Origin of the sequence: Methanosarcina flavescens (genome assembly GCF_001304615.2) — an archaeon.
Classification (GTDB): domain Archaea; phylum Halobacteriota; class Methanosarcinia; order Methanosarcinales; family Methanosarcinaceae; genus Methanosarcina; species Methanosarcina flavescens.
In genome coordinates this window covers 2611481-2632811 of the sequence record NZ_CP032683.1, presented here as the reverse complement: position 1 = coordinate 2632811, position 21331 = coordinate 2611481, and the positions used below count along the sequence as shown (strand labels likewise).

The following is a 21331-nucleotide window of genomic DNA, read 5'->3' as shown; positions in this document are numbered from 1 at the left end:
ATTTATAACCCTTTTTACCGTTTTACAGGTAAAGTCCACCCTCCCTCAGGCATGATGTGGACTTTAGCATCGGAATTTTCGGAAAATACTTTCCCAAGTGCTTCTTCTATGCTTTTTACAGGCGTGAAAAAGGCTTTTTCACTTTCTGCATCGGGAAGTTTTGAGACAAGGTAGAGCTTGAATTCTTTTGCAGCCTTCCCGACAATAGCAGCTTTGTGTCCGCCGAACTCAAAACAATTTTTGAAACGTTCAACTGCCTCTTTAGGATCCCTGCATTCCCTGTTCCAGCATTCGTAAACTTTGTTTCCAATTCCTTCTGCACATTCGGCTACCAGGATAATCGAGCCTCCTTCTTTTACGGCAGGAATTGCGTGTTCAAGGGATTTTATTGCCTGATAAAGATTGATGTCTTTTGGAAAACCACCGCAGGAAACAACGACTGCATCCGCAGGCTCTACGGGCACTTTATACATGGCATCAACGTGTTCCGCACCTTTCCTGTGGGCTTCGATGAAATTGCCTGCAACGGCAGCAACAATCTCTTTTTTGCTGTTTATTACAACATTCAAGATGAAATCAAGGCCTGTAATCCTTGCAGCTTCCTCTATATTCTGTCTTGCCGGGCTGTCGGCTCTGCCTGAGAGGGGATCCCCTTCAAAGAGTTTGCTGTAAAAGCTGTGAAACGAAAGTATGGATTTTTCCGAACTGACCCCTGGAAGGATGGATTTCCCTCCTCCTCCATACCCTGCATAATAGTGAAATTCCACTATGCCTGTGCTTATAATAACGTCAGAGTTGACTACTTCTTCAAAAACTTCAACAGGCGTTCCAAAACTCGTTTCTCCAAGATACCTGCACCTTTTCCTGTCATGCTGGATGCATCTAATTTTTTCAAAGATCTCCTCACCTACAAGCTGGCGACACTCTTCTTCAGTCTGTAAGCGATGGAGCCCGAGGGCAAAGATAATAGTGATATTCTCATCTTTTGCTCCTCCAAGATAAAGCTCTTCGAGCAGAGGAGGAAGAATTTTTTCAGTAGGAGTTGGTCTTGTAACATCACTAACTATAATTGCAACCTTGGAATCAGGGTTTACAATCTCAGAAAGCCTTTCACTTTTTATAGGATTTTCAAGGGCTTTTTTGACCAAAGAGAAAGGATCTTCCTTTATTTCTGATTCCGAAGGCAGGATGATACTGGACATGTTTTTCTCAGGTATACTCAACTCAGAAATTCCATATCCAAACGCGAGTGAAATCGTTTTTATATTCTCAGTCATGATCATTCCGATGTCTTCGTACTAATTATATAAAATCGTATAGGTAAACAATGAGAATTAAATTTAAATCTGGTTTCAAACTCCAAGCTAAACTGGCAGCTAAAATTAGATTTATATTTTAATAATATACTTATTATTTTAATAGTTATCCCATCCCGAGTTCCGCTTCGGAGTGATGCGTTTGTTTCGCTCCCCGAGTCCAGTCTCGGGAGGAGGGAGCCCTTTTCGCTACGCTGCCCCCCGCTCAAGAGGATTACATAAGAGGTAAGAAAAACCATTAATTAGTTCGCTCAAAAGAGAGATAAAGCTAAGCAAAGGAATATATTAAGTTTAAAGTTCGACTGACTCGCCTGGCTTCATTATAATCACTTTTGTGCTGGTTTTTGATTCAACGGACTGCTGGAATTCAAGAGGGTCCTGGTTGATTACATCGAAGGTGTTATAGTGCATGGGAATTGCGATTTTGGGGCGGATGAGTTCTACGGCTTTTACGGCTTCTTTTATGCCCATTGTGAAGTGGCCACCTATGGGCAAGAGGGCTATTTCAGGTTCATAGAGTTCGCCTATAAGCTGCATGTCGCCGAAAATCCCAGTGTCTCCAGCGTGGTAGACAGTACATCCGCTGATCTGTATAATGAAGCCTGCCGGGGAGCCGCCGTCGAAACTGAAGCCGGAGGCATCGATTGAGGAGGAGTGGAGCGCATTGGTCATGGTTAGCTTTATGCCTTCAACGTGCATTGTGCCGCCTTTATTCATGCCTTCTGCAAAAACTCCTTTGGATTTAATATAGTTTGCAACCTCGTGAATGGAAATTATCCTGCACCCGGTTCGTTTCCCGATTTCTATCGCGTCTCCGAGATGGTCGTGGTGCCCGTGAGTTACGACTAATACATCGGGGTTCAGTTCTTCAGGAGCACATGGAGCCAGTGGATTTCCTGAAATAAAAGGGTCGATCAGCAATCTCTTTTCAGCTTCCAATAAAAAAGCCGAATGCCCGAGCCAGGTGATTTTTATGCCAGCCATTTCTTTTCCTCACAGTCAGTCATTTTTTTATTAAAACGTAATAATGCGTAATGTAATTTTCGATGATAGCCAGATATTTTTGAATTTCGATAATAATTGTATGGTTTACAAAAAAAGTTATATTAATATGTAACTTTCAATAAAAGTTAGGCAGAGGATGAAAATCAGCGTTGTAATCCACGGGCCCGATGTCATCGACTCTGGAGAAGCAAAAATAGTTTTAGAAAAACTTTCCCATCTCGGCGAGGTAAAAGCAGAGCTTGGCGGAACTATGGGAAGAACAGCCGTCCTTGATGCAGGGCTCGAAAAAATTATAGATATAACCCGGCATCTCAAGCCGAGTGTCTGCATAGAAGCTTCTTTTGAAACAGCAGACCTTATTTGCCTCCTGAACCGGGGAAAAACTTTCGAAACCGGCAAAATTTTCGGGTCAAAGGTTGCTTCTCGCCTGAAAGACTGTGAAAGAAAGCCAGTGGTCCAGATCGAAAGCCCTGGCTGTTCCTTCGGAAAAATAATCCCGCTGAACAAAAAAGCCGAAAACTGCATTGAAAAACTCTCCGAAACCCTTGGTATTCCTGCAGAAGAACCCCTGCCTTTTCATAATCCGGTTTCCATAAAAAACTGCCCGAAAACCGGAAAATCCCGAATCACCCGCGAAATCTCAGGGGTTCTCCCCGGCGAAAATATCTTTGTAAACGGCATCGTGATCGGAAAAGCCCTATCCTCAAAAATAAAAATAATCTCCGAAAACGGCTTCATTACCGCAATCGAAGGCGGAGAAATAAAAGAGCATGGGCTTGAGAAGCTCCATAATTACGAAAAAAGAGAGCCTGTAGACCTTGCCGACGCCTGGATAAAAAGCGGGGATATCCGGAGAATTACTTCCTTACTGCCGGACGCCAGGAAACAAAGCGCCTGTGCCCGAAAATCAGGATGCATTTCCAGAGCCGGAGCTGGAAAAGTTGTGCCCGGAAAGGTTGTACTTATAGACCATATAGCAGAACGTACCTTCGAACTGGCAACCTGTGCCGAACTTGCCGTTACAATCGGAGATGACACCACTGATATAGCGGGCGATATTCTTCTCAGATTAGGAATTCCTATCCTCGGGATCACGGACGGGGACTGTGATGAAGTCGCTTGCCAGACTGAATTTTATCCGGGTTCGGTTGTGCTGAGGCTGACAGCAGGAAATGATGATATTCTGGGCAAGAAAATAAAACAGGAACTTTTAAGGGGAAAGAGTTCTGCGGTTTTAGAGGATATATGCGCTTTTAAAGAAGATGTGCTGAAACTTGCAGAGCCTTTGATTGAAGATGTTTTTGAGTATTGATACTAAAAAAGTTCATGATTCGAAATCCTAAATTCTGACCTGTACAACGTCATTCGTCACACTGTGTCGTTCTTGTCACGCTCGACGCAGGAGAGCGGCTTTTCAGAAAAAAGAAGAGAAAATATCAAAATTTTGACCATGAATATAAAATCTTTTTAAATCATTTCAATTTGATAGCTAGACGCTGAAAGCCGTTTTTTAGAACGGGATTAATGGTCCGTTTTAATGATCCGTTTTCCGAATTGGTTAACAGGATAATAAGAATACGCTCCCGTTCTTAAAGTATAATAAAACAGTACCATTTATTTAAATAAAATTGAGAAAATAATAGCACTAACACAATCATTTTATGAATTTTATAGGTAAAAAATCAGAGATGAATATAAACAGCTCGATGTAAAATAAATAACCAGAATGAAAAATATACCTGCCAGTTTGGGAAACGAGCAGGCTTTAGCCTAGCCGTCACATACAAAAATTCAGACGTTTATGATGAAAATACCAATGTATTATTGGTTTAAAGTCACTTAAATTTTTTATCAGTCAATTATACTCAACACTCTGATTTAAAGAATTATTCCTAATTATTTAGAAAAAAGGTCGAAGGTCGGGTGAAACAGTCCCGCTCTAGCTTGAGGGGAACAGGAAGAAAAAGCTAAACCTGTTCTAGATGATTGTAGATCCCAGCCGATAGATGATTGTAGATCCCAGCCGATTGGTCTACATCCGATTGGTCTACATAATAGTATTACTTTTATATAAACATGTAAAATGTTTTCAAACGCATTACTCGATTTTCATTCTAATCCCGCTTGCTCTGATAGCTCCCCTGCCTGCGCTTAATAGAGTCTCCGACATCTGTCGAAAATTTTTAATACATTCAAAGATAAATTCTGAAGTTAGTTGGGAAATGGGGACTCAAACTTGAACATAAAAGCAAAATTTCAGGATGCTGTCAATGTCCTTAATTATGGTGGACTTTCCGCAACGGATAAAAAGGAAGAGGAAATATGCCCTTATCGGATAAAGCAGACAAAAATCCGGAAAATCATTACTATAAATTGCAGAGAATGTGAAGCGGAATCTTCGCTCAATGATATACATTGCAGAAAAAATATTTTTAGAATTTTACAAAAAGAGGTCAAGGCTGACTGCCTGGTACTCTCAAGACTTTATGAGCGAGACTACGAAGGGCAAGCCCTGTCAACACTTTATACTCTCGCAAGTTTTGAAGAGACAATTAAAGCGTACAAAAGTGCAGAGAAAGTTCTGGGAAGCTGTACTTTGCCTGAAAGGAAAAACTGTGAGCTGGAAAGGAAAAAAATAATTGCTTCTTTTGCTAAAACCGTGGAAGCCGATCCTTTAAAAGCCAAGTTGGAAATAAAAAATTTTATTCAAGACAAAAAACTGAAAAGAAATTTAGATAAGCTATCAGAAAGAGGATTTAAGGCTTTACCTGTTTGTGAACCCTGTTTTGAACACTTCTATCATATGCTTAACGAAATTGACGAAAAATTATCCTGTTTTCCTGAAATTCCTGTGATTAAAAAATCCAAAATTCGAAATTCTCAGCCACGTCGGTAAACAATTCTGATAAAGAAACTGAAAAGACCATGAGAAAGATAGCAGGAAGCCTGATAAAAGATAAATCAGGAGAAGTTACCCTGGCAGAAATATTCAAGTATCTTCCGTTTCTGGCGCCTGCTAGACGAAGAGAAAAGCATAAGAAAAGTAAAAGTTTCACAGATGAGGTTTTCGACTACGAAAGTGGGATTAAGCCACATGTAAGGCCACCTTTTTCCAGTTCAAAAGTTTATGCGGAGGCGCCTGAGAATACTGAATTTCTCGAGTGCTACGATATCAACGGCAGAGAAGGGAGGAAGCTTGAAGTTTCAATTTACCAGTACACCGACAGACCGGAAAAACTTTACATGATCCGGCCGCCTGAGTACAATCTCAGGGAGGAAGAACTCAGGCTGCTTGAGAAAATACGGATGCGGATGATCCAGCACAGGCCAAAAGATATTGCTTTTACAGATCCCGCGGTTGCAAGGGAATACTTCAGGCGCATAGCGAAAACGCTTCTGGAAGAAGAATTGCTCACCAGTGAGGAAGCTTGCGATCCAGAAGAACTTGAAAGCTATGCCGACCTGCTTGCAAGGTATACGAACGGGCTCGGGATAGTTGAAGACTTGCTCTCCGATTCAAGAATTACGGACATTTATATCAATGCCCCTGCCGATAAAAACCCTGTCCATGTTGTGCTGGATGGAGAGGAATGCATAAGTAATGTTTTTCTCTCGCAGGAGGATCTTGATGCCCTGGTATCCAGGTTCAGGATCATTAGCGGCAGACCATTTGGAGAGGCGGTTCCTGTGCTTGAACTTAATCTTGAGGCTTTCGGGGTAAGAGTATCAGTAATTGGAGACCCTCTCAGTGCAAGCGGGCTTGCTTATGCCTTCCGAAAGCATTCCCTCTCTCCCTGGACCCTGCCTAAACTGATCAATACAGGTTCGATTTCTCCGTATGCAGCCGGGTTTTTAAGTTTCCTCATGGACGGGCAGGCTTCAGTCCTGGTCGCAGGAGAAGTCGGAGCCGGAAAAACCTCCCTGCTGTCAGCCATGCTGCTTGAAATTCCGCAGAAATACAGGATTCTGACAATTGAAGACACACACGAACTCCCTATAGAAAAACTCCAGAGTTTGGGCTGGAAGGTTCAGGGAATGAGTTCACAGTCCTCTGTCCTGAAATCAGGAGCTGAGATGAGCCCCGAGACCGCGTTACGTGCGGCTCTGCGTCTTGGGAATTCCGCCCTTGTTCTGGGAGAAATCCGAGGGTCAGAGGTTAAAGTGCTTTACGAAGCCATGCAGGTAGGAAAAGCCGGAAATTCAGTTATAGGGACCATTCACGGCTCATCCACAGAAAACGTATATGAGAGAATAGTCCACACCCTGGGGGTTCCCCCGGCTTCTTTTAAAGCTACGGACGCCGTAGTTATTTGCTCAACCATAAGGCTTGAAGGGAGCATGAAAAAACTAAAGCGGGTGAGCCGAATCGCAGAAGTTACAAGCGCTGTAATTGAAAACCCGGAGCCATCGGATATCTTTACGGATATAATGGTTTACGATGCCACTCAGGACTGCCTGCTTGCAGGAAAAGCCCTGGAGCAGGGGCAGTCCGAGCTTATAGAAAAAATTGCCAGAAGGTGGGGAATTTCCATAGATAGGGCTTTGAAAGATATAGAGCTTCGGACAAGAATAAAAGAAAAAATTGCAACCGAAGGGATGAAGAAGCCTTTTCTGCTGGAAGCTGAATCTGTCAGCCAGGCAAACAATATATTCTGGCTGCTTGCGGAGTCTATGAAGAAGAGCATGATATACGGAAACGAATATGCAAATGAGTCTGCAAACGATTGGGAAACCGGTATTGGGAATGATCTGGAAACCCTTTACAGGCAATGGGAAGCCTGGTTTGAGAAATTTGCTGGGAAAGATTTGGATGCAGGAAAATAAATATCCGAGGGAGAAACATGGCCGAAGAAAGCAACTGGTATGTGCGAGCCTGCAAAAGCACAACAAAGCAATGGATCTGGGCTGTTCCTGACCCCGTTGTCTTCCGCAGGCAATGTGAAAAGAGCGTCAGCCAGGAGTACAGGGATGCCCTTCGGTTTACCGGTTTTGACCTTGAAGCTTTTGAGACTGTGCTCTTTTCCTATGTAGGAACCTTTGCAACCCTTATCCTGCTCGTCGGAATAGATCTTTTCCTGCTCCTGTCAAGGAGTTTTGATGCCAGAACACTTTATATAATGGGGACACTGACCCTTGTGATTCCCCTGATCACACTCTGTTACCTTAGCGAATACGTGAAGATAAAGGCAGGGTTTATGAAAATATCCTCGCTCGGAGACATTCCTGAAATCCTGAGCTATATAGTTATGTCAATGAAACTCGTTCCCAACTTGGAACATGCCGTACTTTTTGCAGCCAAGAATTCCGAGAGGCCGCTTGCAAAGGACCTTAGAAAACTTGCCTGGGACCTGAACCTCAGGATCTACAGCAGCATGGACGACGCTCTTCTTTCTTTTGCCGACCTGTGGGGAAGGAACAGCGAATATTTCAAGCGTTCTCTCCATCTCATTAAAAGCTCAACAGCCGAGCCTGACGAAGCACAGAGAGTTATAACTCTGAACCGCGCCCTGGATATAAGCCTCGAAGGCACAGAAAGCCTCATGGATATTTTTGCAGCAAAACTCAAGACCCCGAGTTATATTCTTTACTCGATCTTCATTCTTATCCCGCTTGCCCTGGTAGCTCTCTTGCCTGCGGTTACAGTCGTTGGGATGAAACCTGAAATAATAGACCTTATCTTCCTCTATGACCTGATTTTTCCGGCGCTTGCAGCCCTTTACTCCGAGTACATTCTAATGCAAAGGCCTGTTGCATTTATTCCCAGGCAAATTCCGGATTCTCACCCTGGACTTGCAAATATAAAGCAGAAAAAACGCTTTGCTTTAATGCTTTCAATCCTGGTACTCTTCCTTATAGCTCCTCTTGGATATATTTTGCTGAGATTCGGAAATCCGGGAGGAATTGTCGCAACCGCACCCCTTGAAGGGTATCTTTCACCCACCCTCCCGCTCATTATAGGTGGAACGGCAGCAGTTTCGGTTTACCTGTACTCCTCGGCTGCCCCTTACAAGAAAATAAGAGACAGGATAAAAATGATGGAACAGGAGTTTGCAGATTCCCTTTTTGTGCTCGGGCGCAGGATTTCTGAAGGTAAAGCCCCTGAAGAAGCTTTTGCCCACACTGCGCAGACTATGGATGGCTCAAAAATCGGGGAAGCCTTCGGGGAAATCTCAATGAACCTGCTCAGCATGAGGACGAATCTCAAAGCTGCAATTTTTGATCCGGATTTCGGAGCTTTCAGGCACATATATTCGGAAAGAATCAGGAATACAATGCTTCTTTTTACGGAAAGCGTCCATAAAAACCATGAAGCGGCAAGTGCTTCGATTATAAAGCTTGCAGACCATTTGAAAGAACTTGGTGAAGTGGAGGAACGAATCCGGCGCTCACTTTATGACGTCACCTCAACCATGCGCTCAACCGCTGTGATTTTTGCACCTCTTATTGCAGGGATTACCCTTGCCCTTTCCGAGGTAATTACAAAAATTCTCAGCCAGGTAGCTGAAAGAGTAAATCGAATCCCTGCTGACCTATCCGGTATGCCTGCCGAAATCGGGCAGGCAGCTTTTTCCCAGTCCATTTCCCCGGATCATTTCCTGCTCGCAATAGGGGTTTATACTGTCCTGATCAGCGCCATCCTTACTCGTTTTGCAGGTTCGATAGAATACGGAGGCGACCGGGCGCAGTTGAAATATGATCTTGCCTGCATGCTTCCTATTTCGATTGCAATATTTGCAGTCTCTACAGCGACTTCAAGAATTATCTTCAGGGGGCTTGTATGAGATTAGTAAAAAGGGATAAAAATATAGAAAAAAAAGTGGGATGAGAAAGTGAGAAGCTAGCCTTCTCATCCGGTATTTCCACATTGAATTCGGTAATTACTTTTTATTTCCGTATATAAAGGAATAACCCGAGGATGCAGAAAATTCCCAAGCTCACTGCAAATCCGGGTATACTTGGGATTCCTTTTTGTTCTGTTTTCGACTCATTATTTAGTGTATAGTTTTTATTAACATTTTCGTCGTCCATATCAAGCTGTGTTTCTGTCACAACTTCCTCAGAGGCCCTTTCTGCATTGCCGGTTATTGCAAAAGAAGAAACACCAGGAGCTTTTGCTGTGAAATACAGAAACTTATCATCTTTTCCTGATGGTTCTACTGGAAGTTGCTTCCATTCTTTCTCGACATATCCATTAAGGGTAATGGAATCCGGATAAATTTTTTTATCCTGTATCCATGCTTTTTCGACCTTGAAGCAGACAGTCTGGTTTTCTATATTCTTTGAGGTTGCTACTCCGCCACTCCCAATCCATGTATTAAAGGATTTGTACACTTCTCCTGACGGCAATTCGGAGACGAGAGCTGACTTCCCTTTGAGTTGTTCAGCAATGGTTGTAGTTTTGCCCAGGGTTTTTTTCGCATCAAAACTCACATACATAACACAGGTTGCGTTCTTTGCGAATTCAAACTTTACAGGTTTCCCGCTTTTAACGTAAGCCTGGGAAAGTTCCTTTACTTCAACATTTTTTGCAGGCTCAGGAGAACCCCCTCCACCGCCACCACCGCCACGGTTGCTACCACCGCTCTTTTTGCTTCCTCCACTATTTCCATCACTATTTGAGTTGCTATCACTGCTGGAACTGCTTTCCAGTACAGTTATTGTAGTACCCATTGAGGAAAGCCCATTTGCATTGTATATTGTCAGGTTTACAAGGTACGTTCCCGGAGATGTATACACATAAACGGGATTGGGATCACTGGAGTCAGGTATTCCGTCGTTATTGAAGTCCCACGCCCTTGAAACTGCATTCTGGGAAGTATCACTGAACTGCACAGCCAGAGGAGCATAACCCTTTGTGACATTGCTACTGAAATTTGCAATTGGAATTCCAGAGTCCGGAATAACTGAATCTGTGACCCTTATATAACCCCGTTTTTCTATAGAAACGTTGCCTGCCTCACCGGCTACTTTTAGAGTAATATCATATGTGCCGGGATTAGTAAATGTGTGCGTGACATCCATAGCACGTTCTGAATTAGTTCCGTCCCCAAAATCCCAGAGCCATGAGGCTGACTCAATATCAATTCCAGTTGCAGTAAATAAAACATCCAAAGGTGCTGCACCGAATGTTACGTTTGCAGTAAAAGTTGCTTCAGGTATTTCAAAGAATGTTACGTTTGCAGTAGAAGTTGCTTCAGGTATTTCAAATTCAGTTGTAAGGTCACATAAATAGATGTCTGTAATGCTGATACCAGAACCGAAGGCAGAGTCAAACCCCCAAACAACTATGTTGCCATACACGTCTGGTGTTGTGTGAGTTCCCTCTGGATAAATATCAATTGGAGTGCTTTTTGCAGAAGGAATGTCATAAACATATACACCCGCATAACCAAACTGATCATTACCGGATTTTGAATATACGATTTTGTCACCATGGATATTGGGGTGAGTGCCAGTGTCAGCTCCAGCATCAGTGATGATATCAGGATATAAAGTATTGCCTGTAGTGTCGCTGGTAACGTCTATAATTTTTTTAGTATCAAGATCATACATCTGGATATATCCGTCTCTGCTATGGAAGTCTGACCATATCACTTTATTACCGTATATATGCGGATTGGATACCTGACTGGAATGGTGTACATTTATAGTCTCCTTAGTATTAACATCATAAACAACAATGTTTCGCCCATAATCATCGTCATAACCATACGCTATTTTGGTCTCGTATATATCAGGATCATTACCCTCCGCAATTTTAGTCAGTGTAGAGGTTGATATGTCCCACATGTATACATTATAATTGTAGCTGGTTTCGTTGTAATCCGCACTCCACACGATTCTGTCGCCGTAAATAGCAGGTTTGCTATATTGGTCTACATTCTGCGTGATGTAAGTTTTTGTAGCTGTAGGAATATCATATACAGCAAGCCTTGGTGTCCCGCTACTCTTATCATGCCACACTATTTTGTTTCCATAGATAGCTGGATGAGATGCTGCAGAAGAGTTAACTGCAGTCCCTTTTCTGGCGGTCAGGTCATAAACGTGGATAACACCATTGTCTGTCCATACCACTTTGTTCCCATGAACAGCAGGATCAGTCCCATTGCCAATTTTTGTCGCCTGCGCCGCTAATGCTACGGTTGAAGATAAAATTGAACACAGAAAAAAGAAAATTGTTAAAGCTAAAGCTACCGAATATAGTTTCCCCTTACCTTTCACTTATTTACCCCCAGATAACGATATCTTCCAAATTAAGTTGCAGCTCATATAATCTGTATGATTTTATAAATCTACATGATTTTATGTGATTTGTATATTTTCACACTCTATTATATTAACATAAATTAAGCAAATAATATATAATCGTGTGAATTTATATTAAATTTCGAATTAATTGGAAAATATCAAACAAGTTATAATGAGTACATATTATATTATTATACAAGTAAAATATCTTCTAATCTTTGCTACTTGTTAAATTTTAGGAGTTGTGACTCTTAAATAAAGATTTGTTATATCCGATCAGGATAACTATAAACGTCAGTTAATGGTAGCTTGAAGCCATATAAAAATTATAAAAAAGATTTCCAGACCAGGAAGTAGGTGCAAAACCAGTACTTGTGCCAGTGAATAAGGCAACTAAAGGTGTTGTGCCGGAAGTCACATTCGCAGAAAAGTTTGCCATTGGGATATTTCCAGTTGAACCACTTGCATCAGTTGCGGTGATATATCCTTCCCTTGTTGCGGTATAGCTGCAAGCGTCATTGCTCACTGTCAGGGTAACAGTATATACACCTGGTTGAGTGAATGTGTGCACTGTAGTTACTGCATGGCGTGAGTTCCAATCACTACTTGTCGATGGTTCAAACACCCAGTAGCAGTCGGTCTAAAAATTAAAGGATATTCTGATATTTTTTGCTAGAATATTAAAGATATTCTACTTTTTTATCCTTACCAAATCCGAAACACAGATGTTTTCCAGTAAAATATTGTGGTGGATTTCCACCACAAACCTTACTATGAGATTTTCAGGTTACTCTGAAAGATTGTATGAAAGATTGTATAAATAGATATCATTGTTTTCTGCATCATCAACGTAATTCTTGTCCATCCCCCATACAATAGTGTTATTGTATACTTCTGGCGTCGTATAAACGTCATCAGAGTAGCCATATATCAGTGTACTTTGTCCTTCAGTTATATTGTATACATATACTCCAGGTTTGCCTTCGTAATCATCAACGCATTTGTTATATACAATTTTGTCATCCTGTATGGCAATGTATGTCCCTGTACTGGCGCCGTATTCATTTCCATCTGGATCGGTGTCAAGTGGATGTGTGACATCTATGGTTTTATTTGTTGCCATATCGTACATCACGATATATCCCTGATGGTTATACACATCAGACCAGATGACTTTAGAACCCCATATACGAGGTATATTTGGATAACCATATGAAGTTACAGTTGCTTTTTCCTTCGTATTGATGTCATACATTCTGACAGTTATATCTGCTTCTGGATCTTCGGAATATGAATAATATACCACTTTTGTGCCATATATGTCGGGATTACTACCGTTTCCAATCACAGTCTGCGTGGACGTAGACATATCCATCAGATACACGCTATCATTTGCACTCCAGACTATTCTGTCGCCGTAAATAGCAGGTTTGCTATATTGGTCTACATTCTGCGTTATGTAAGTTTTTGTAGCTGTAGGAATATCGTACACAGCAAGCTTTGGTGTCCCGCTACTCATATCATGCCACACTACTTTGTTTTCGTAAATATCTGGACTGGATGCTCCAGAAGAGCTAATTACAGTGTCTGTTCCATCGGTCAGGTTGTATAGATGAATAACAACCCCATTTGTCCATACTACCTCATTACCATAGACAGCAGGATCGTATCCTGTGCCAATTTTTGTAACTTGAGCCGCTGAAGCTGAAGCTGAGGTTAAAAATAAAAAAACAAAAACCAGGAATACCGAAGCTAAAGCTGTTGAACATAGCTTCCCTTTATTTTTCATTTATTTACCCCCAAGTAGCTCTATTTTTCGAAGTTAATGCCCAGTTTCCAGTTAGGATATTTTTCAGGTTCCGTAATAATATCTTCATCTGTTACTGAAACCACATTATTCCAAACTTGGACTATTTACTCAACCAACTTTGTGATAGATTAGTTAAGAGGCAAGTCTATATTATATAATTTTTCAGATAAAACATTATCTAACCTGTTTACATAGATTTTAACTATGAATTGAAATTACAAACCTCAATTCGATATCAAAAATTGCTTTAAGACGAGATGCAAAACAGGAACGGATCATACAGACAAAATCATCCGGTAAGAGAGAGAAGTAGATATGATGGGTATAGGTTTGAGACTGTCAGCAAGCAATCCATAAATATAATTTCAAATATCGCTCTAATTCAAATTTTAATGGCAGAACATGCTGGAAATTTTCGAAAATAGCCAGGGGCAGGAAAATAGCAAAGAGAACAATAAACAAAAGAGTTTTAAAATAAATTTAAAAAATTTAGAAGTGATTTTAAATTAATAATCCTGCTAATTTCTTATACACGATAGAGAACACCGTTTAACCTTTTTTTTCACTTCAGAACCTGTACAAAGCCCTTGGTACCGTTAACACGGACATACTGGCCGTCCTTCAATATTCTGGTAACATTTTCTATGCCAACAACAGCAGGAATACCGTACTCCCGTGCAATGATAGAGCCGTGTGTCATCATACCACCAATCTCCACTACCAGAGCTTGAATTGAATAAAATAGGGGAGTCCAGCCTGGATCAATAAAAGGAGCCACTAATATATCCCCTTTGCTAAGCTTTGCATCTTCAGGTGTGAGGACAACCTTTACGTACCCCTCTGCAACACCAGCAGAAACGGGGGTACCTATTAAAGCGCCTTTCGGGGCTTCAACATCGCTCCTTACACCCGTAATAACTTCCCCTTCACTGGTCATAACCCGGGGAGGAGTCATCTTTTCATACAGCGTGTGGGCTCTTTTACGGGAGTCTATAAGATGCCTCAAGTCCTCACTAAAACGGTTTTCTAACAATGCAATCAACTCATCGAGATACAGATAGAACACATCTTCTTCCCTCTCCAGAATTCCTCTCTGATGTAAAACTCGTGCCTCTGCAAGGATAGCCTGCCTATAGATGTCAAAAAATCGAATAATGATATACTTGGGATATTCGCGTAAACCTGTAGAATTTCGATAAATTGAAAGAAGTCTGGATATAATTCTTGCTTTGAGGTTTCCGGCGGGAGTAGTGCTAATGCGTTCCAGGATTTTCTATATAGCTTCCTGCGCTTCCTTCCTGCCCTGCCTGAACCGTTTCCGGTGTTCTCCAGGAGCGTTGCTTTTTATGTGGTATATAATGGACGGGACAAGCATTGTAGGGGCTTCCCACCATCGGGTGTTTGATATATCGATTTCACCTGGGCAGCGCATGCCATATAGTCCCATGAACCTGTCCAGTTCAGCCCTGAACACATCTCCACCTTTTACTTCACTGAGCCCCTCATAAAAAGTGCTGTCCTTCGCTCTTTCCAGATAATCTACGACTTCAGGATGTTTTCGTGCTGTGTCAGCCAGATCCCCAATCATTAACCCCATCTCACCGGTCACGTCTCCAGGCGGGGATTTACTCAGCGTGTCAATATCAAGGTCTTCACCCAACCATCGCCTGGTCAGGCGGCTTGCCATTTGCAGAACAATTAGTGATAAGGGTATGTACATCATGTTAGTAATTATTTCATCCAATAATCTCCTCATACTTTCACGGATTCTTATAATCCGCTCTGTCCCAGACACCTGCATAATGTAGTTCCCGTGTTTATAAATAATCGGTTCTACAGGGGTTGTAGCTCGCTCAATAATTCCTGAAGGGTCAAGGAAGAATAAATTGTTAATAATAACAGGAATACCCTTTAGATAGAGTGGAAATACTAGTTTAAAAAACTTAAATACCTGCTTCATTGTACCTTGATTTGACTCAATCTCCTGTTGAAAGGTCTCGCTTGTCAGTATTTTTTCCAGAGCATCTCCCATCAATTCATCCAGAATCTTAGTTCGCCAGATAAAAAATCTACGAAGAAGTTTATTATGCAAAAAAAGAGTAACGTCAAAAAAAGCCTTCCTCCCGCTTCCACCATTAATGAATTCAGAGAGAATTCGGAATTCTTCCCATAGGGAAGTATTTCCTGAAAGACAGAAATTCCCATAGGTTTCATGGCGTCTGTCATCATTTGCATGTGCGCAATAGATAAAAAAATATGAAATTTGTTATCGTACACTTTAGGAACTGGATAAAGCGAGGTAATAGGACGACTTTGTAAGATATACAACCTGTTACCTGCCAGACACCACTCAATGTCCTGTTCCGAACAGTAGTGCTTTTCTATCCTTTGACCGATTTGGGCCAGCTCCAGAATTTTATCATCAGACAGAGCCTGTTTGTTTTGAAGTTCAGGAGCAAGTTCCTGAACTACTGTTCCCCCTTCTGCGACCGGATAAATAGCTTTCTTCTTTTCAGCAATTTGCTTTTTGACAATCTGACCTGCGCGGACCTGATAAGAGTCGGTGGAGACGATTCCTGAGACTACAGCCTCACCCAACCCAAAGCTGGCATCAATGGAAATAGTATTCCTGTGTCCGCTAACAGGGTCCACGGTAAACATAAGCCCGGAGACATCCGGAAATACCATTTGCTGCACCACAACGGACAAATACACAGAACGATGGCCAAATCCATTTATAATACGGTAAATAAATTGCCCTGTCGGTAAATAACGAACTCCAGCATTTTTTCACATCCTGTAACAGTTGGCCTGCTCCTTTCACGTTCAAATAGGTCTCCTGCTGGCCGGCAAAAGAGGCAGTTGGCAAATCTTCGGCTGTGGCGCTGGATCGAACTGCATAAGCTTGTTCTTCCCCCAGTGTTTCCCATGCATCAAGATAGATGATTTAATTGTTTGGGGTATGGGAATAGCCAGTAAATGGTCTCTTATCACCTTTCCAAGTTTGCTTATTTCATCCGGTTGATCCGGTTTTAATCGGTCAAGCAAATCCAAAAATCTGTCCATTTCATTGCTTGCTGCAATAAAATCACGGTAAGCCCATGTTGTAATGCAAAATCCAGAAGGGACAGGAAGTCCTACCTTGCTTAATTCTCCCAGATTAGCGCCTTTACCCCCAACCTCAAGCAAATTTGTCCTGTCGACCTCATTAAAGTGCATTACATAGGCCCTCATGTAAAAAACACCTCGAGAAGTGAAATCTTGATTTTATATTATAGGTTTTTTATATTAATATTTCATACAATTTTGTTTACGCAAAAGATTGCAGAGTTTCCAGAGGTAGGCTCAGAAAAATTCGACTATAAAGGAATTATATCAAGGAATGAAATAAAATTTAGAAAGAGTACGGTAGCTGAGTATTTGGAAAAACACAGCCAATTAGTGAATAATTGAAATCGGGGAGGGCAGGTAATTACATATTATAACCTGCCCTCAGGAGTTTTGCTTTTAAAAATATTATAAATTAAATAATTTCTGCGATCTTCCTCGCAGATGCTTTTAATACCTCTCTTGCCCTTGCTTCGGTAAGCCCGGCTCCCATTGCGATTTTCAGTGCAGTTTTATCGGTGATAAGGTTTTCAGGGGTATGTGTATCTGTATTCACTAAAAGCGTTGCACCGATTTGAAGAGCGACCCTTGCAATATGGCCGTTGGTCCGGTTGTGCCCATTTCGGGCGGTAATTTCAAGGCAGACATTGTTCTCTTTAGCGGTCTCGACATCTTCCTCGGAGATCAGCCCCGGATGAGCCAGGATGTCAACATATTCGCAAGCGGCCGCTGCTGCGTTTGTTCCAGGGGCAACCGGCTCGGCTATGGTTTCCCCGTGAACGACCACGATTTCTGCGCCCAGTTCTTTTGCTTTCTTTGCAAGGGGAGCGATCTGGCGGGGAGGGACATGCGTCAGCTCAACACCAGATAGAACGCGGATATCCCATTCTTCTTCTAAGTATTTTGCTTTCTTTGCAGCTTCTATAAGCTGTTCGAGATTAGTGTAATCGGCATGGTCGGTAAGTGCAATAGCCTCATAGCCGTGAATGACCGCCCGCCGGATAAGTTCGCTGGGGATAAGTTCCCCGTCACTGAAAATCGTATGGGTGTGAAGATCAATCAACCGGATCACCGTGTTTGGAAAATATTATACTTTTTACTGTTTGGCTTTTCAGCTTCTCATTACTTAATTCTACAGTTCACTTTATTTAACGGATATTTAACTAATTCTTAATTAAGCATTTAGTAAATTAATCAGATTTCTCGGTTTTTCCAAGCCTTTCTGCGACATCAGCAAAAGCGAAGTTCGGCTTCACATCTGTTATTTTAATCCTAACCTTTTCTCCAATTTCGACATCCTTTACGAAGACAACAAAACCCTCAATGAGCACAGCCCCGTCTCCACCTGAGCCCAACTTCTCGATATCCACAACGAATTCATTTCCTTTCCTGAGCGGAGCTGTAAGGAATTTCTTTCCAATAACATAAATTTCCGCGCTCTGGGAGCGCGAGGCTTGAGGAGAATAAGCCATCGTCCGGACAAAATTATCCCTTACCTGTTGCATATAGTCGCCAAACATATCTCCCTGGAAGACTTTCACAACGAAGTTTCCTTTAGGCTTGAGAATTTTTTTTGCACATTCCAGAGCCGAGGTTGCAAGCTCGATTGACCTTGCATGGTCATAGGACCAGTTTCCTGACAGGTTAGGGGCTGCATCACAGAGCACCACATCGGCTCCCTTTTGCCCGACAATTTGAATAATCTCTTTAATTGTGGATTCGGCGTTTATATCGCCCTGAATTGTCTCAACTCCCTCAATAGGCTGAATTCTTTGCAAATCCACACCAAGAACTTTTCCCCCGGATAATTCCTTTGCAACCTGGAGCCATCCTCCCGGAGCTGCCCCCAGATCGACAACCGAGTCTCCCCGCTTGATAATCTTATGTTTTTCATTAATCTGTTTAAGTTTGAAGGAAGCCCTGGATCTGTACCCTTCCTCTTTTGCCCGACGATAATAATAATCTCTTCTGTCTCTTGCCATTGTTACTTTTCCTGCACTGAAAGCTGATATATGTTACGGAAAAACATCTAGCTGCTCATCTTAATTTCTTGTCAATAATCCATGAATCTTCTCTCAATATCCACTGACAATTTTTCAGTAATTTATGGATTTTTTTGTCAGGCAATTCACTGATTATCTCTTATTAAACCCCCGAGCCTTTAACATCGATACGAACATTCTTACTCTTGTATTCGTCTGTGCTGAGCAGTATTACAGGGCAAATTAGTACAATTACAGTAACCCACACTGCTTTAACCCCAATAAATGAAGTAAGCAATCCTCCCAGAATAGCTCCTGCTAAAAACGAGAGGTTAATCATAGAAAAACGGACTGCTTGAAAAGCCGATTTATAGTCTTTTCTTGTGACAGCAAGATAGGCTTCCTGGGTAGCTGATCGTAGATTTCCGGTGATCGCGATTGTGTTGTATGGGGAACCGTCAAGTTTGCGAAATATAGAGAACTGGATAGCAGCTACAAATGAGATTGCAACAGTCACCATCATATCAGGACCTGTATAAGGTATAAAACCTACAATAAAAAGGACTGCAATCTCAAGAATTAAAACTGCTCTTTCGGTATCCGGTATTAACAGTCGCATTGAAGGTTTTTTAATCATCTCGGCAACTACTACTCCCACAATAAATGCCAGAATAGGTACTGCGTAAAGTACTGCCTTTTCCCATTCTCCTGTTGCAGCTTCTATACCCATGAGTACGACATTTCCAGTCTGCGCATTGGCGAAAACCCCGCCCCTCCCTACGAATGTGTAAGCATCAAGAAATCCTCCTACAAGTGTAAGAAGTATACCAAGTTCTACAGACTCAGAAGTTAATTTTTTAAAACGTATTTTATTTTCATTTTTCGTCATTTGCATTTTTATCATTCAAAATTCTAGAATTTTATTTAATTGTAACAAACCTTTCTGCTTTGCACCTAACCTGTTGGGACTGCACCTAAAAGAAGGAGTCACTAAACTAGTCTCTAGCAAATCATAGACAAGAATTTAAATTATGAGCCTATCCAAAAACTTCCTTTGATCTAATTGTTGCTGCTAAGATTACAGTCCCAAATTTAATTTTCTATTCCATAAGAAGGAGGATTGACAGGCCGATAATTGCGGTATTGATGGGTCGTATTTATTATAACAGTTTAGGGGGTTTAAAGGAGGAAATTTTTCGTGTAATAAGTATACCGGTCGACCTGCAAGAGTTACATAAAAGCAATAGTATAAAAAACTATTGATAATTATTATTCAGTAACTTTCTTACTGATTGATTGTCCGCGAATGGTCATCCCGTTGTCATTTTTTAGGTAGGAACTGGTCCCTTCTCCACTTAATTTAGAATTTTTTGGCACAGAAATTGTGTTTTTCTCAAAACTTCAAACTCCCATTGGAAAAAGTTAGATTTTTCTAGGGACTTTGCATTTCATGAAACAAAAAGCTAAGTCGGATAAACCTCTTAGCCTTAACTCTCATGTTCCGAAAAAGGTGAATAAGTAGGAGGCATTGGTTTTATGTCAAAAGTAATCTTTACCAGATACGCCAATGAATGTTTAAATAGTCAGGCATAGGTACCCTGACCAGCACCATAGTATGAATCATAAATGTGACCAAGCACGATTTCACACCTCTGCTGATACGCTCAGCACTGTTTTTTCAGGAAGATGGCCAAATATATCTTCCACTGTCGTCTTGACCTCAGCTCTTATAGCAAACATACCTTCAATATTTCACAGCAAATATCTTCTTGAGCTTAAAACCGTCCTGAGAATCTCTTCACCGCCTGTTTTTTCAACCCTGATATCAGACGGCTTTTCAATTACTTCAAGGTTGAGGGGCAGACGTTTTCGGATTTCCCCAATTAGCTGAAAATCCCCGCTCAGAATGACGAAATCAACAGACCTGTTTTCTTCAAGAAACCTATGCAAAGCCTCGACGACTTTATCGACATGGTGCGCGATATCCTCTCCCCTCAGGCGTTCGAACCGGCGCTGGCTGAAGCCTCCTTTACTGTGCTTTTCCTTTACACTGCTGCGGATTAGCTCCTTGGTGTCAAAAACCTGCGCATCGGGAGTAAAGCCTATGAAGGATTCGCCTGCATGCAGGATAAGGATAAGTATTCGGTAGTCCTTACTCAAACTTTCCTCAAGCAAAGCAACCTTAAAATTGTGTCCGAGCTGCCAGGTAGAGGAGGCAATTGGGAGAGGAGGAGCCATAGCTTCACAAATCATGCGGTGAAAATCATAGAAAATCACAACACCGGTTTCGGATTCAAGCCTGTCAAGAAGCGTACGGGTTTCCTCTTCTACACGCTCAAGTATTTTTTCACTCATTATTTCTGAAAGCCTAGTACCCGAGGGCAGGTAAACAGTGAGCAGGTCGTCTGCAGGGGCGTGGAAGGATCTGAGTCTGGAAAGATAAACCTGAACCGCTTGCGGGCTCAAAGTCTCAATTCCCCGAAACTTCAATTTGCCCTCGGACTCAGACCTGAGGGTTTCAAGCTCGTGGGAGAGGGTCTGAGTCCGAATACGTTCCTGGTTTAAAAGGGCCTCAGCCTCCTGCCTGTCCGCAACCGCCAGCCTTGCAAGAGCCTCTTTCTTTTCAAGTTGGCTTTTTGCACTCTGCAGGTCGAGCTCCAATCTAACGATCTGAGATTTGAGCCGGTCTATCTCAAGCTCAAGCTGCCCTTTTCCTGAAATCTTCCCTATAAGCGTACCCAGTCCCTTTTTTGTGATTTCCGAGGTTTCTTTTCTTGCTTTTTTGTCGTTCATTGTGCCTTCCCGAACACTCTCCAGCGTCAATCAGAATCGATAAATTCTATGGCTGGTATTTAATTCAT

Annotated in this window: 16 protein-coding genes and 1 pseudogene; 4 read left to right on the top strand and 13 right to left on the bottom strand. The window is 41.9% G+C overall.

Annotated elements, in window-relative coordinates:
* Positions 1-14: 14 nt before the first annotated feature.
* A complete protein-coding gene (larA, locus tag AOB57_RS11535) occupies positions 15-1277 on the bottom strand; it encodes a nickel-dependent lactate racemase (RefSeq protein ID WP_054299499.1) in 1263 nt (420 codons plus the stop codon).
* A 330-nt stretch (positions 1278-1607) separates the two neighbouring features.
* Positions 1608-2300, bottom strand: a complete 693-nt coding sequence (locus AOB57_RS11530) for a metal-dependent hydrolase (protein WP_082384263.1) — start codon at positions 2298-2300, stop codon at positions 1608-1610.
* A gap of 157 nt (positions 2301-2457) precedes the next feature.
* On the opposite strand from AOB57_RS11530, the gene AOB57_RS11525 reads away from it, so the two are divergent.
* The 4 genes from AOB57_RS11525 (at position 2458) to AOB57_RS11510 (ending at position 9103) form a co-directional block, all read left to right on the top strand.
* Entirely contained in the window at positions 2458-3633 is a 1176-nt protein-coding gene (locus tag AOB57_RS11525) for a DUF2117 family protein (RefSeq protein ID WP_054299278.1), read from the top strand.
* A gap of 924 nt (positions 3634-4557) precedes the next feature.
* Positions 4558-5217, top strand: coding sequence for a hypothetical protein (locus AOB57_RS11520; RefSeq protein ID WP_054299279.1), 660 nt, complete (start codon positions 4558-4560; stop codon positions 5215-5217).
* A gap of 29 nt (positions 5218-5246) precedes the next feature.
* On the top strand, positions 5247-7145 hold the full coding sequence (locus AOB57_RS11515; protein WP_054299280.1) for a type II/IV secretion system ATPase subunit: 1899 nt from the start codon (positions 5247-5249) through the stop codon (positions 7143-7145).
* Between the two features lie 17 nt (positions 7146-7162).
* Positions 7163-9103, top strand: coding sequence for a hypothetical protein (locus AOB57_RS11510; RefSeq protein ID WP_054299281.1), 1941 nt, complete (start codon positions 7163-7165; stop codon positions 9101-9103).
* Positions 9104-9206: 103 nt separating this feature from the next.
* Here AOB57_RS11510 and AOB57_RS11505 read toward each other — a convergent pair whose 3' ends face one another.
* The 11 genes and pseudogenes from AOB57_RS11505 to AOB57_RS11470 all read right to left on the bottom strand — a co-directional run bounded on the left by AOB57_RS11505 (position 9207) and on the right by AOB57_RS11470 (position 21263).
* Complete coding sequence (locus AOB57_RS11505; protein WP_054299282.1) at positions 9207-11543, bottom strand: PGF-pre-PGF domain-containing protein; 2337 nt, start codon at positions 11541-11543, stop codon at positions 9207-9209.
* Positions 11544-11868: 325 nt separating this feature from the next.
* On the bottom strand, positions 11869-12195 hold the full coding sequence (locus tag AOB57_RS11500; protein ID WP_167829609.1) for a PKD domain-containing protein: 327 nt from the start codon (positions 12193-12195) through the stop codon (positions 11869-11871).
* A 162-nt stretch (positions 12196-12357) separates the two neighbouring features.
* Positions 12358-13359, bottom strand: a complete 1002-nt coding sequence (locus tag AOB57_RS11495; protein WP_054299284.1) for a TolB family protein — start codon at positions 13357-13359, stop codon at positions 12358-12360.
* Positions 13360-13942: 583 nt separating this feature from the next.
* Positions 13943-14335, bottom strand: a complete 393-nt coding sequence (locus tag AOB57_RS14635) for a PEP-utilizing enzyme (protein WP_226999485.1) — start codon at positions 14333-14335, stop codon at positions 13943-13945.
* Positions 14336-14653: 318 nt separating this feature from the next.
* Positions 14654-15415, bottom strand: a complete 762-nt coding sequence (locus AOB57_RS14630) for a PEP-utilizing enzyme (RefSeq protein WP_226999484.1) — start codon at positions 15413-15415, stop codon at positions 14654-14656.
* Positions 15412-16077 (bottom strand): PEP/pyruvate-binding domain-containing protein, encoded by a 666-nt coding sequence (locus tag AOB57_RS14875; RefSeq protein ID WP_264371696.1) that lies wholly within the window; start codon positions 16075-16077, stop codon positions 15412-15414. Before AOB57_RS14875 ends, AOB57_RS14630 begins: the two co-directional genes overlap by 4 nt.
* Positions 16019-16599, bottom strand: a pseudogene (locus AOB57_RS14870) (PEP/pyruvate-binding domain-containing protein). The gene AOB57_RS14875 and the pseudogene AOB57_RS14870 overlap by 59 nt, the downstream one beginning before the upstream one ends.
* A 304-nt stretch (positions 16600-16903) precedes the next feature.
* Positions 16904-17551 carry a histidinol phosphate phosphatase domain-containing protein gene (locus AOB57_RS11485; protein WP_054299286.1) on the bottom strand — a complete coding sequence of 216 codons (648 nt, stop codon included), beginning with the start codon at positions 17549-17551 and terminating at the stop codon, positions 16904-16906.
* Between the two features lie 127 nt (positions 17552-17678).
* Complete coding sequence (locus AOB57_RS11480; RefSeq protein WP_054299287.1) at positions 17679-18470, bottom strand: 23S rRNA (uridine(2552)-2'-O)-methyltransferase; 792 nt, start codon at positions 18468-18470, stop codon at positions 17679-17681.
* Between the two features lie 163 nt (positions 18471-18633).
* On the bottom strand, positions 18634-19359 hold the full coding sequence (locus AOB57_RS11475; protein WP_226999483.1) for a YoaK family protein: 726 nt from the start codon (positions 19357-19359) through the stop codon (positions 18634-18636).
* 863 nt (positions 19360-20222) lie between these two features.
* Positions 20223-21263, bottom strand: a complete 1041-nt coding sequence (locus AOB57_RS11470) for a Vms1/Ankzf1 family peptidyl-tRNA hydrolase (protein WP_167829608.1) — start codon at positions 21261-21263, stop codon at positions 20223-20225.
* Positions 21264-21331: the final 68 nt, after the last annotated feature.

Coding starts and splice junctions, on each gene's coding strand:
- AOB57_RS11475 (WP_226999483.1), bottom strand. CDS start 19,359: ATGACGAAAAATGAAAATAAAATACGTTTTAAAAAATTAACTTCTGAG.
- AOB57_RS11470 (WP_167829608.1), bottom strand. CDS start 21,263: ATGAACGACAAAAAAGCAAGAAAAGAAACCTCGGAAATCACAAAAAAG.
- AOB57_RS11510 (WP_054299281.1), top strand. CDS start 7,163: ATGGCCGAAGAAAGCAACTGGTATGTGCGAGCCTGCAAAAGCACAACA.
- AOB57_RS11525 (WP_054299278.1), top strand. CDS start 2,458: ATGAAAATCAGCGTTGTAATCCACGGGCCCGATGTCATCGACTCTGGA.
- AOB57_RS14635 (WP_226999485.1), bottom strand. CDS start 14,335: ATGACTCCTCCCCGGGTTATGACCAGTGAAGGGGAAGTTATTACGGGT.
- AOB57_RS11480 (WP_054299287.1), bottom strand. CDS start 18,470: ATGGCAAGAGACAGAAGAGATTATTATTATCGTCGGGCAAAAGAGGAA.
- AOB57_RS11530 (WP_082384263.1), bottom strand. CDS start 2,300: ATGGCTGGCATAAAAATCACCTGGCTCGGGCATTCGGCTTTTTTATTG.
- larA (WP_054299499.1), bottom strand. CDS start 1,277: ATGACTGAGAATATAAAAACGATTTCACTCGCGTTTGGATATGGAATT.
- AOB57_RS11495 (WP_054299284.1), bottom strand. CDS start 13,359: ATGAAAAATAAAGGGAAGCTATGTTCAACAGCTTTAGCTTCGGTATTC.
- AOB57_RS11515 (WP_054299280.1), top strand. CDS start 5,247: ATGAGAAAGATAGCAGGAAGCCTGATAAAAGATAAATCAGGAGAAGTT.